The sequence below is a fragment of the Jatrophihabitans sp. GAS493 genome (assembly GCF_900230215.1).
Lineage (GTDB): Bacteria > Actinomycetota > Actinomycetes > Mycobacteriales > Jatrophihabitantaceae > MT45.
The window spans coordinates 4,177,957-4,190,190 of the sequence record NZ_LT907982.1 but is presented as its reverse complement, the minus strand read 5'-3'; the positions used below and the strand labels follow the sequence as shown (position 1 = coordinate 4,190,190).

At 68.4% G+C, this 12,234-nt stretch carries 9 protein-coding genes and 1 tRNA gene; 7 read left to right on the top strand and 3 right to left on the bottom strand.

The genetic code is table 11. The annotated features are described in order from the left end of the window. Positions 1-47 precede the first annotated feature (47 nt). Both CPH63_RS19250 and CPH63_RS19245 read left to right on the top strand, forming a co-directional pair. On the top strand, positions 48-620 hold the full coding sequence (locus tag CPH63_RS19250) for a YbjN domain-containing protein (protein WP_096304385.1): 573 nt from the start codon (positions 48-50) through the stop codon (positions 618-620). Between the two features lie 30 nt (positions 621-650). After that, complete coding sequence (locus CPH63_RS19245; RefSeq protein WP_096304384.1) at positions 651-1,895, top strand: deoxyguanosinetriphosphate triphosphohydrolase; 1,245 nt, start codon at positions 651-653, stop codon at positions 1,893-1,895. Positions 1,896-1,901: 6 nt separating this feature from the next. Here the strand turns inward: CPH63_RS19245 and CPH63_RS19240 are convergent, their stop codons facing one another. Further along, a complete protein-coding gene (locus CPH63_RS19240) occupies positions 1,902-4,262 on the bottom strand; it encodes an arylsulfatase (RefSeq protein WP_096304383.1) in 2,361 nt (786 codons plus the stop codon). A 116-nt stretch (positions 4,263-4,378) separates the two neighbouring features. On the opposite strand from CPH63_RS19240, the gene CPH63_RS19235 reads away from it, so the two are divergent. From CPH63_RS19235 to CPH63_RS19225, 3 genes are all read left to right on the top strand, one after another. After that, positions 4,379-5,251, top strand: a complete 873-nt coding sequence (locus CPH63_RS19235; protein WP_096304382.1) for a hypothetical protein — start codon at positions 4,379-4,381, stop codon at positions 5,249-5,251. Between the two features lie 62 nt (positions 5,252-5,313). Then, positions 5,314-7,269, top strand: a complete 1,956-nt coding sequence (gene dnaG, locus CPH63_RS19230; RefSeq protein WP_096304381.1) for a DNA primase — start codon at positions 5,314-5,316, stop codon at positions 7,267-7,269. Continuing rightward, positions 7,269-7,793 carry a hypothetical protein gene (locus CPH63_RS19225; RefSeq protein ID WP_096304380.1) on the top strand — a complete coding sequence of 175 codons (525 nt, stop codon included), beginning with the start codon at positions 7,269-7,271 and terminating at the stop codon, positions 7,791-7,793. The genes dnaG and CPH63_RS19225 overlap by 1 nt, the downstream gene beginning before the upstream one ends. Positions 7,794-7,854: 61 nt before the next feature. Here the strand turns inward: CPH63_RS19225 and CPH63_RS19220 are convergent, their stop codons facing one another. Continuing rightward, positions 7,855-8,109 (bottom strand): hypothetical protein, encoded by a 255-nt coding sequence (locus tag CPH63_RS19220; RefSeq protein WP_096304379.1) that lies wholly within the window; start codon positions 8,107-8,109, stop codon positions 7,855-7,857. Between the two features lie 169 nt (positions 8,110-8,278). On the opposite strand from CPH63_RS19220, the gene CPH63_RS19215 reads away from it, so the two are divergent. Together CPH63_RS19215 and CPH63_RS19210 are read left to right on the top strand one after the other, a co-directional pair. Beyond that, positions 8,279-8,351 (top strand) — tRNA-Asn (locus CPH63_RS19215). A gap of 229 nt (positions 8,352-8,580) precedes the next feature. Next, the gene (locus CPH63_RS19210; RefSeq protein ID WP_172892243.1) at positions 8,581-10,470 is read left to right on the top strand and encodes a bifunctional diguanylate cyclase/phosphodiesterase; all 1,890 of its coding nucleotides are present in this window, start codon (positions 8,581-8,583) and stop codon (positions 10,468-10,470) included. A gap of 18 nt (positions 10,471-10,488) precedes the next feature. On the opposite strand, the gene CPH63_RS19205 is transcribed toward CPH63_RS19210, so the two are convergent. Continuing rightward, positions 10,489-12,039: an AtzH-like domain-containing protein gene (locus CPH63_RS19205; RefSeq protein ID WP_197704453.1), complete on the bottom strand. Its 1,551-nt coding sequence runs from the start codon at positions 12,037-12,039 to the stop codon at positions 10,489-10,491. Positions 12,040-12,234: the final 195 nt, after the last annotated feature.

Below are 12,234 nucleotides of genomic sequence, written 5' to 3'. Positions count from 1 at the left end.
TCCGGCTGGGTCGGCCGCTGTCACCGGCGACGAGTAACTTCAAGAGCATGCTTGTGCAACGCCTGCGGGCGCTCGTGGGCCTCAACGGCGGGCGCTCCTCCGGGATGACCGGTGTTCCGCTGCCCTCTCCCCATCGGCTGGGGAGTGCGCTGGTCGCCGGCACCCGCTTCGGCTCGTCCGCCTCGACGCTCGACGAGACGGTGGTATTGCCCACCACAGAGTTTCTGCAGCAGGTGCTCGACGACCATGAACTGCGCCACTTCGTAGACGCCGACGGTGACCTGACGGTGCGCTGGAAGAACTTCAGCATCTACTTCTTCCACTACGGAAAGCAGCGCGAGGTGCTGCAGGCCCGGCTCTACCTGGATCGGCGCTTCGAGGTGGAGTCGCGGGCGGCAGTGGCGCTGGCGCTGGACGACTGGAACCGGACGAAACTCTTCCCGAAGGCCTACACCGTGCTTCCCGACGACGGGTACGTCGGGATCTGCGCCGAACAGTGCTACGACTTCGAAGTCGGGGTCACCCGCGCGCAGTTGACATACACGATCGGGGTCTGGATCGAGACGCTGGTGCGCTTCGCGACCTGGGTCGAGGAGCAGGTCTGGGTCGGTGAACAGTGAGCCGATCACTGCCTGAATCTGCCACCTGAGATGGGCCGTGGTTACGACGCCCATGCGGCGGCGCGGCGTGAAGTCGAGCCCGCAAAACGGGCCGACGCCGACCGGGGCGGAGAGATGCGCAGCCAGTTCGAGCGCGACCGGGCGCGGGTGCTGCACTCTTACGCCTTCCGGCGGCTAGCCGACAAGACCCAGGTTGTGGTTCCGGGTTCGGACGACTTTCCGCGCACCCGGCTGACCCACTCGCTGGAGGTGGCGCAGATCGGCCGTGAGATGGGAGCGGCGCTGGGGTGCGACCCGGACGTGGTGGATACCGCCGGGCTGGCCCACGACCTCGGGCATCCACCCTTCGGGCACAACGGCGAGCTGGCCCTGAACCTGGCGGCGGCCGAGATCGGCGGCTTCGAGGGGAATGCCCAGACGCTGCGCATCCTGACCCGGCTGGAGGCGAAGGTGCTCAACTCGCAGGGGCAGCCGGCCGGGCTCAACCTCACCCGGGCCACCCTCGACGCGGTCTGCAAGTACCCCTGGTCGCAGCGGGCGGGCACCCCCAAGTTCGGTGTCTACGCCGATGACCGCCCCGCCTTCGAGTGGGTTCGCGCGGGCGCGCCGGCGGGTACCCGCTGTCTGGAGGCCCAGGTGATGGACTGGGCCGACGATGTCGCCTACTCGGTGCACGACGTCGAGGATGGGGTGCACGCCGGGCACATTCGCCTTGAGAACATTGATGATTCGGCCCGTGAGTCTCTCTGCGAGCTGGCCGCCGCGACCTATTCGCCACTCTCGGCGGGGGAGTTGGCGCCGGTACTGGATGCACTGCTCGAGCTGCCGACGCTGCGCGACCTGAGCGGCTACGACCGTTCGTACCTGGCCCAGACGGCGGCCAAGCGGGCGACCAGCGAACTGACCGGGCGGTTCGTCTCGGCCGCCGTGAGTGCGACCCGACAGACCTACGGTCCAGCGCCCATGCGCCGCTACGACGGCGACCTCGTCGTGCCCTCGCAAACCGCGGCCGAGTGTGCCCTGCTGAAGGCGGTGGCGGCTCAGTACGTGATGAGCCGCCCCGGCGTCTTGGAGCGCCAGCACGACCAGCGGGTACTGCTCACCGAGCTCGTCGCGGCCCTCGTCGCGGCGTCACCGGGGCGGTTGGACGTGCCGCTGCAGCCGGCCTGGCACGCGGCTGACTCCGATGCCGCTCGGCTGCGCGTGGTCATCGACCAGGTGGCCCAGCTGACCGACACGTCGGCCCAGAGCTGGCACACCCGCCTCTGCCGATAGTTGCGGCTACTGCTTGGCGACCGCGATTCGGTAGCGCTCCTCTGGGTTGATGAGGTGGTCCTGGTCGGCGGCCGCCGCGTCGATGTCGATCTGAACCCAGGCGACGCGGCCGTTGAAGTCATTGCCGGTCGGCCCGTAGTCGGGCACCACGGGAGTTCCGGCGTCCGAACCTACCTCCGTCGTCTCATCCATCGAGAAGATCCCCCAGTGGGTCCGTTCGACCCGCCCTTCGCCGACCTTGGCGCCGTCCAGGAAGAGGCTGACCGTTCCGCCCTTGCCGATGCCGCCGCCGTCGTAGGCGAACTCCATCCGCACCTGATGGGTGCCGGTCGGCAGTGGGTCGTCGGTACCTACGTAGTACTGCTTGGCCCCGACGAAGTTGTACCCGTAGCGCAGTTTGCCTTCGTGGACGTAGAGGCTCCACCCCCCGGTGCTGCCGCCCTGGGCGATGATCACTCCCCGCGCACCGCTGTCGCGGATCTCCACCTCGGCCGTGACGGAGTGCGTCTTGTTCTTGACGTTGATGACGACGTTCTCCTGCAGCCGATGCATACCGCCGAAGAGCAACTGAGTGCTGCCGGCGACGGGGTTAGGGCGTCCAGCTAGGTCAGGGTTGAAGCGTTCGGCGAAGCGTGGCTCCAGCGGCAGCACGTTGTACTTCGTCGCTTCGATCAGGAAGAGCCGCTGCAACTCGGCGAGTTTCTCGGGCATCTCGTCGGCCAGATCGTTGGCCTGGGTCCAGTCGACGTTGGTGTTGTACAGCTCCCACACGTCGGCCTCGACATCTTCGCTTCGACCGCTGAAGACCCACGGGACAGCGTGCTTGGTCACGGCCGTCCATCCCTTGTGGTAAATCCCGCGGTTGCACATCATCTCGAAGTACTGCGTCTCGCGGCGCTCCGGCGCTGACGGGTCGTCGAAGGAGTAGGCCATCGAGACCCCGTGGAACGGCTCCTGGGCGATGCCGTTCACACTCGTCGGGAACGGCAGGTTCGCGGCCTCCATGATGGTCGGGGCAAAGTCCACCACGTGGTGGAACTGGCTGCGAACTTCACCCTTGGCCGCAATGCGAGACGGCCAGTGCACGATCGTGCCGTTGCGGGTGCCACCCCAATGCGAGGCGATCTGCTTCGTCCACTGGAAGGGCGTGTCCATCGCGTGGGCCCACCCCACTGCGTAGTGGTTGTAGGCCCGTGGCGTGCCGAGGTCGTCGATGTGCTCGATGAGCCACTCCGGTGTCGCCAGATCGGGGGCTTCGGAGACCATCAGTTCATTGGTGGTGCCGAGGACGGTGCCCTCGCCCGAGGCGCCGTTGTCGCCGATGATGTAGTAGATCAAGGTGTCTTCGAGCAGTCCCATGTCAGCCAGCGCGTCGACGACGCGACCCACGTGGTGGTCGGCGTAGGAGAGAAAAGCGGCGTAGACCTCCATCTGACGAGCCAGCACGGGCCGTAGTGCCTCGTCCATCTCCTCCCACGCCGGGATCTCCTCGGGGCGGGCCGTCAGCTCAGCGTCGGCCGGGATGACGCCGAGTTCCTTCTGCCGGGCAAAGGTCGCCTCGCGCACCGCGTCCCAACCCTGGTCGAACTTTCCCTTGTATTTCTCGATCCAATCCTGCGGCACGTGGTGAGGGGCGTGGGTGGCGCCCGGGGCGAGGTAGGCGAAGAACGGACGGTCGGGAGCCATCGACTTCTGCTGCCGCATCCAGCCGATGGTCTTGTCGGCTAGGTCGTCCATCAGGTGGTAGCCGTCCTCCGGACCGCCCCAGGGCTCGACCGGCGTGGTCTGCTCGTAGAGCGCCGGATACCACTGGTTGTTCTCGCCGCCGATGAACCCGTAGAAGTACTCGAAGCCACCGCCGGGGTGTGGCCAGTGGTCGAAGGGACCGATCGGACTGGACTCGAAGACGGGCACTTCGTGGCACTTGCCAAACTGTGCCGTCGAATACCCGTTGAGCCTCAGCATCTCGGCCAGCGGCGCGCAGGTGTTCGGGCGCAGCGAGTTGTAGCCCGGGGCGGAGGTGGCCATCTCGGTGATCGCACCCATCCCCACCGAGTGATGATTTCGCCCCGAGAGCAGAGCGGCTCGGGTCGGCGAGCAGAGTGCCGTGGTGTGAAAGCGGTTGTACTTCAGGCCTTCGGCCGCCAGCCGGTCGGCCGTCGGCGTCTCGCAGGGACCACCGAAGGCGCTCGCGGCACCGAACCCCACGTCGTCCAACAGCACCACAAGCACGTTGGGGGCGCCGGTCGGAGGTCGCAGCGGCGCGATCGGAGGGTAGGACGTATCCGGGTCGGTTGTGACGTACGTCGTCAACCCGATGTGCTTGGCATCAGCTATCGGCAGAACTTGACGCTGTACATCGCTCACTACGACCTCCGAACCACCTGGACTCCAGGATGAGCCCACCTAGTCGACAACTCTGCTTGGCACGGACTCCCGGTGTCTCACCCGAAGCGGGTGAGACACCGGGCTAGGGTGGGCGGATGGCTGACGACGACCTCGCTGAACTCACCACCCTGGCCGCCCGCGCGCACAGCCGCCTGGAGCCGCTGCACGCCTTCATCTACTTCGCCCCGGAGCTGCAGGAGGAGCTGGCCGTGCTCGGGCTGAAGCCGGGGCGGATGGTCTACTTCGCCGGTCGCTCGGCGCCGATGGGAGCGGTCGGTCCGGGTACGGTCGCCGCCACCTTCTACAACTTCAGCCCGAGCCTGATCGGGCACCTGATGCCCCGCGTCTGGACGCTCACCACGCCCGAGCAGGTGATCGAGGGTCGCCTGGTCGCCGTCGACCGCGGGCTGCAGCGGCTGCTCGGCGAGCTGGCCGACGCCGACGTGGTGGCCGAGACGGCTGAGCTGGTCCGCGAGGCGACCACCGCCTGCGAGGTGGCCGGGCGCCCGCTCTATGCCGCCCACGCCGATCTCGACTGGCCGCAGTCGCCGCTGCTGCAGCTCTGGCACGGCATAACCCTGCTGCGCGAGTACCGCGGCGACGGGCACATCGCGGCGCTGGTCGCCAGCGGCCTCACCGGGATCGAGGCCCTCGTGACGCACACCGCTACCGGCTTCGGCTTCACCGAAGAGGCGGCGAAGGCCACCCGGGGCTGGTCGGATGAGGAGTGGTCCAACTGCGTCGCCGACCTGCAGGCGGCGGGGCTGCTCACCGCCGACGGGTCCCTCACCGAGGCGGGCGGCCTGCTGCGGCTGGAGATCGAGGCGAAGACCAACGAGCTGGACCTGGCTCCGTGGGAGCAGCTCGGGCCGGAGAGGACGCTGCACCTGATCAACGCGGTGAAGCCGCTGCAGCGACAGCTACTGGGAGCCGGGGCGTTCGCTCCGGGCGTTTTCAGCCGCGGGTAGGCGCCGCGGCAGCGGGTTCAGCCGCGGCTGAGCGGCCCCTGCCGCGCGCATAAGATGGACCGGTGGCGGGCCGAATCAGAGACGAAGACATCGCCGAGGTTCGCGCGAAGACGCCCATCGACGAGATCATCGGCGAGCACGTCCAGCTGCGCAACGCCGGCGGCGGCAACCTCAAGGGCATCTGCCCCTTCCACGACGAGAAGTCTCCTTCGTTGTCGGTGTCACCGGCTCGCGGCCTCTTCCACTGTTTCGGCTGTGGGGCCGGCGGCGATGTGATCCGGTTCGTCGAGCGCATCGAGCACCTCAGCTTCAGCGAGTCGGTCGAACAGCTCGCGGCCCGGGCCGGCATTCAGCTTCGCTACCTCGAGGGGAGCACCGGTGGCAAGCCCTCACGCGGTCAGCACACCCGGCTCATCGAGGCGCATGCCGCCGCCGCCAAGTTCTACGCCGAGCAGCTGCGCACCCCGGAGGCGGCGCCGGCCCGGGCCTTCCTGGCCGAGCGTGGCTTCGATGACGCCGCCGCCAGCACCTACGGCTGCGGGTTCGCCCCCGGTGGCTGGGACTCGCTGACCAAGCACCTGCAGGCCCAGGGCTTCACCTCAGCCGAACTCACCGCCGGCGGCCTGGCCCGGGAGTCGCAGCGCGGCTCGCTCATCGACCGTTTCCATCGCCGGCTGCTCTGGCCGATCCGGGACGTCGGTGGCAGCGTCGTGGGCTTCGGGGCCCGCCGCCTCTTCGACGACGACAAGATCGAGGCGAAGTACGTCAACAGCCCCGAGACGCCGATCTACAAGAAGAGCCAGCTCCTCTACGGGATGGATCTGGCCCGCAAGGAGATCGCCCGCCAGCACCGGGCCGTCATCGTCGAGGGGTATACCGACGTGATGGCCTGTCACCTGGCCGGGGTACAGACCGCGGTCGCCACCTGCGGCACCGCCTTCGGCAGTGAGCACATCGGGGTGCTGCGCCGCCTGCTGATGGACTCCGACGCTTACACCGGTGAGGTCATCTTCACCTTCGACGGCGACGCGGCCGGGCAGAAGGCGGCCGAGCGGGCCTTCTCCGATGATCAGAAGTTCATGAGTCAGACCTTCATCGCGGTCGAGCCGAACGGCAAGGACCCGTGCGAACTGCGTCAATCCGCTGGTGACGCGGCGGTGCGCGACCTGGTAGCCCGGCGGGTGCCGCTGGTCGAGTTCGTGCTGCGCCAGACCGTCTCCCGGTTCGATCTGGACACCGCTGAGGGGCGCTCGCGGGCGCTCGACCTCGGCGTGCCGCTGGTCGCCCAGATCAAGGACACCGGGCTGCGGGTGGAGTACTCGCAGAGCCTGGCCCGGATGATCGGCGTCGATGACCCGGATCGGGTGCTGACCCGGGTGCGGGAGGACGTGCGCCGGCGCATGTCGGCTGGTTCCGGCGGTCAGAGCAACGCCGGGCCGGGTGGGCGCGGTGCGGAGCCGCGACGAGACCGCGGTGGCTCCGGCCAGCCGGCGCAGTCCCCGGCGGCGGTGCAGACGCAGCAACGTTCGGCCGAACCGGTCGTCGATGAGCAGGTCGCCTTCGTCGAGCGGGAGGTTCTGAAGGTCGCGCTGCAGCTGCCCGGCGTCGCCGGCCCGACCTTCGACTCGCTGCCCGAGGACGCCTTCATGGTGCTGGCACACCGGCAGCTGCGCAGCGCGATTGCCGCCTCCGGGGGCACCGCGGAGGCGGTGAGTGGCCCGGGCTGGGCTGGGGTCATCGAATCCGGGCTGCCGGATGATCGGGCTCGCACCATCGTGCACGCGCTGGCCGTGGAGCCGCTGCACTCCGGCAGGGACTCGCAGGAGCGTTACGCGGCCGCGGTGATGGCCCGGCTGCAGGAGATGGCGATCTCCCGGCGGGTGGCCGCGTTGAAGTCCAAGCTGCAGCGCATCAACCCGGTCGACGCGGCCGAGGAGCACACCCGGCTCTTCGGTGAGCTGATCTCGCTGGAGAGCCAGCGGCGGGCCATGCGTGAGCGCGCGATCGGGGACGAGTAGTGGCCCTGCTGTCGCGCCGCCCCCGGCCCCCGGCGGAGATGCTGGCGCGACTGGAGAAGGACGAACGGGTGGTGTCCTGGGCGCCCGTCGTGGGGGTTGAGGAGCCGACCGCGGTCGTCGCCACGCCGCGCGGTCTCTGGTGGCCGGAGCCGGACGGCCCACGACTGATCGGCTGGCATCTGGTCAGCAAGGCGGTGTGGCGCGATTCGCGGCTCATCGTCACCGAGGCTGAGCTGGTGGATGACCTGCTACTCGTCGATCGGCCGCCGGTGAGCCTGACGCTGGCTGAGCCCAAGGATCTGCCGGAGAAGGTGCGGCAGCGCGTCGAGGCGAGCGTCGTCTACTCCGAGACGGCATCCGTGGAAGACGGGTCGGTGCGGTTCGTCGGGCGGCGAGTGCCCGGCCAGGACGGTCTCAGCTGGTGGGCCCGGCTGGAGGGTGGGGCCACCGACAACCCGCCGCTGCGGGAGGCGGTCACGCTGCGGTTGGAGCGCCTGCGGGCGGCCTGGACGCCGTCGGAGTAGGTCCTCGACCCCCGTCGGATTGTGCCTCGACGCCGTCGGATTATGCCTGGGCGCCCGCCGGTCAGGGGTGGTAGCCGTTGGTGGAGACGCCGGCCGGCTGTGATGTCGGTGCCGAGTTCAGCTTCTCCGTCACCCGTCCGACTGCCTTGCTGCGTAGGCCGTCGACCTGGGCGTGCAGCACGCCGGCGGTTGACTGCACGGTCTGGCTGCCCCGGACCTTGCGCCCGACCCGGGCGATCTGCTCGTAGCGTTCCCGGCCGGCCCGGGCCCCGAGGATGTATCCGATAGCGACGCCGACAAGAAGCGAAAGCCTCATCTGGTGGTTCTCCGTCAGCTAGAAGTCCGTGGTGTCGATCCTCGACACCCGTGGCGCTGGTTGCTCCGTTCACCCAAGCGTAACCCTGGCGCGCGGACCTCCGTGGATGGGCTATCCTTCAACGGTTGCCTTCTTACAGCCAGTAGTAATATGGACGGCGATGTTTTGATCCCCTATAGCTCAATTGGCAGAGCGTTCGACTGTTAATCGGAATGTTCCTGGTTCGAGTCCAGGTGGGGGAGCTAGAGGCCTCGCAGCGCGGGGCCTCTCGTCATTTCCGGGCTCCGTTGCTTGCCCGTGCCCGATTCTCCGCCGATCCTCATCGGCCTGGCCTGCCCCGTCGCCTGAACGCCCAGGCCTGCGACCGCCCGGTCATTGAATGCTCCAGCGTGCGGCGAGGCGCTTTGTGAGGGAAACTGCTGTTCCAGGCTGTTGCGGATGAACAGCCAGCGTTTAGACACGGAGTGTCCGGTGAGTACTGACCTGCGAGCGCAGATGACGGATGTGGCTATTCGCCGCGCCGACTCGACGCCTCGCGCCCGGGCCCGCGACCTGTGGGCTCTGGCCCGCCGCAAGCCGGCCGTCGCCTCTCGTCGCACCTTCGCCCTGACCACCGGCGGCTCCTATGTCCTAGCCGGCCTGATCGGTTTCGTGGTGCTGGCCACCGCCCCGGTCTCGCTGAAGCACGCTGCGCTGCTGAGCTTGATCGCGGCGCTGGCCGTTAGCGGCGGCACGCTGACCGTGCTGATCGGTCACCTGGTTCCCCATCGAACGCTTCATCTGATCCTGGCCGCCGGCACTCTGTTGATGACCATCGCCGTCAGCCTGATCAGTGACTACCCGCCGGCCGCGGTGGATGACGGGATGATGTTCCTGGCCATCACCGTGGGATGTGCCTATTACTTCGATCTGGTGTCGGCGGCCATTCACGTCATCGCGGCTGAGATCTGCATGTATATCGCCGCACAGTTCTGCGGGCTCTACGAAGGCGAGATCGCCTACTTGCAGGCGATCCTCGTCTTCGTCGCAGTCGCCGTAGCGTGGCTGACTCGCGCCGCCGCCGCGGCTGACCGGGATGCCCTCACGGGGCTCTACAACCGCAGAGGCTTCGACCTCCACCTGGGGCGGGCGATCGCAGACGCTCAGCGGGACGACCAGTCGCTCGCGGTGGTGGTCATCGACCTTGACGACTTCAAGTCGGTCAACGACCTCTCCGGGCACGGGGAGGGTGACCGACTGCTGGCCGCCATCGCGCAGATCTGGGGGCGCAACCTCGCCCCGGGCCTGACCATGTGCCGTCAAGGCGGCGACGAGTTCGCCCTGATCCTGCCGGGATTCACGGCCAATCGGGCCGCTGCAGTCGCCGACGAGTTGCGGGCACTGGTGCGTCACGAGACGTCGTTCTCGGCCGGCGTCGCCGAACTCCGCGCCGACGACTCGCAGTCGATGCTGCTCGGCCGGGCCGACGTGGCGCTCTACAACTCCAAGAGCGGAGGTGGTGGTCAGACCTGCCAGTACGGCGTGACCGACGACGGATCGACGTCGACTGAGTTCTATCGGGCTCTGGCGGACGGCGAGTTCGAGGTGTATTTCCAGCCGATCCTCGATCTGAGCATCGGCGAGGTCACCGGCGACGAGGCCCTCATCCGGTGGAATCACCCGACCCGCGGCATGGTCTCGCCGCTGGACTTCATCCCGCTCGCCGAGAGCGTCGGTGCGATTCACGCGATCGGCGCCTGGATCCTGCGCGCGGCCTGCGAACAGACGGTCGGCCACAACCAGCAGACCGGGAGATCTCGCAGCATCTCGGTCAACGCTTCCGGGCACGAGCTGACCAACCCTGACTACGCCGCGAACGTCGCCACGGTGCTGGCCGAAACCGGGCTGGAACCGTCGTTGCTGATCATCGAGGTGACCGAGTCGACCTTCGATGCCGACCATCAGCGCGTCCTCGCTGTGCTCCGCAACCTGCGGGAACTGGGTGTGCGGATCGCGATCGACGACTTCGGGACCGGCTACTCCTCGCTGAACCGGTTGGAGAACCTGCCCGCCAACGTGCTGAAGATCGACCAGTCTTTCGTCGCCGCCATTCCCGAGAGCGGGGGAGACGTTCCCGTGCTCCGGGCGATCGTGTCTATGGCGATCGCGCTGAACCTCAAGATCGTCGCCGAAGGGGTGGAGACAGCCCGGCAGGCGCAGGTGCTGGCCGAACTCGGCTGCTCGCATGCGCAGGGCTACTACTTCGGCCGGCCCGCGCCATATCAGCAGGACCTGCCGGCGAACTCGATCCACCGCCGTCGTACGGCCGTGCGGCACCTGCCGGCCGACGCGACTCGCCGCAACAAACCGGCCGTCGCCTAGCCGACCAACCTCAGCCCGCTACGGTGCGACGAGTTCGATGAGATCGGCGTCGGTTCCGCTCGCCCCGATCGCCGAGAGCCCGACCGGCAATGGCCCCCGGGCCAGCAGCGGCGCGCTGATCGCCGGTAGTCCGGAGACCGAAGCCAGGAAGGTGAGTTTCAGCGTCGCCGTCCGCACTGCCTCCATAGCTGCGGGATCGAGGTCTCGCACCGGGGCCGGCCCGCTGGTCGCTGGGAGCAGCAGTGCGGTTCCCGGGGGGACGGCCTCGATGATCCGGGCTCGGGCCTCGGCAGCGATACTTTCGACGGCTTCCCGCTGAGCCGGAGTGACCGCCGCCCCGATGTCGAAACGCGCCTGGACGGCCGGGCCGAGCGACGTTGGGTGCGTCTTCAGCCAGTCGGCGTGCAGCTGCCAGGCCTCGATGGCCTGCATAGTGCGAAATGCCTCTAACCACGTGTCCAGAGCGCCATCGGAGAGGGAGGCGATCACGCGAACCGGCAGCCTCTTGCGGCCGGAGAGTGCCAGCACCGCGGCCTGGAACGACTCCTGCACCTCCAGGTCGGCCAACCCGACGAATTCGCTGACCACGAGCAGGGTGCGCACCGGCTGCGCCGGCTCGGGGAGTCTTGCGGCCCGGGCGACTGCGCGCAGCGTCGCCACCTCTCGGGTGAGAAACCCGACGGTGTCAAAGGAAGAAGCCAGGCCGGTGAGCCCGGCTCGCGACACGACGCCATGCGTTGTCCGAAGACCGTAGAGGCCGCAGTAGGAGGCCGGGACCCGGATGGAGCCGGCGGTGTCGGTGCCGAGGCCAATCTCGGCGGCACCGGAGGCGACCGCTGCGGCCGATCCGCTGGTTGAACCGCCGGGTATCCGTCCCGGCGCTCGCGGGTTCGGCGGCGTGCCGTAGTGGGCGTTGGCCCCGGCCAGGGCGAAGGCGAGTTCGTCGGTCTGCGTGATTCCGGCGACCTCGGCACCGGCGTTCAGCAGATCGTCTACCGCCGTCGCGGCGTTCGTCTCCACGGGCGCGTCGGCCAACCAGTCGGGATTTCCGGCTCCTACGCGGTGGCCCGGCAGTGCGAAGAGATCCTTCACCGCGATCCGGGTGCCGCTGAGCGAGCCGTCAGCGGTGCTGGGCAGCAGCGGCGTCCCGTGCTCGCGCCAGACCGTCCGATCCGCGGCCGGTATCGGGGTCGGCACCGGCGCAGCGGGCGTCGGCATCACCTGCGCGACGGCGATCCGCCAGCCATCCACTGTTAGCTGCCAGAGCTGGAGCTGTGTGGAACCGGTGCCGCTCGGAGTGCGCGTCTCGGCGATGAGCGCCGCTGCATCGGCGCTGATGCGGCGGTGGTGCAGTCGTTCGACCGTGCGGACGCCGGGTGGTGGGCGTAGGCGTCGGAACTCGGCGATGTCGCCGCGGCCGGAGAGCAGTGCCGTCGGGTCGCTGCGGATCGCCGTGGCCGAATCGAGGAACCAGTTGGCCAGTGCCGTCACGTGGTTGGAGATCAGGTCGTGTTCGTAGGCCCAGAAGCTGGTGAGCAGCTCGTCGCTGGGTGGGGATGCGTCGATCACGCGACGGTGGCTGGGTGGGCAGGCACGGGCGTCATGGGCACTGCCTGATCCTAGTGGGGCCCGGTAACCAGCCCCCGCGCGCTGTGTCGGGCCTCGTCGTTGGATGTGGGTCGCGGTCAATCTGTCGCAAATGATGGATGATTCCGGCCCGGCCGCAGGGGGCATGGTCCCACGGAGCATTTCGGCGTAAGTTCA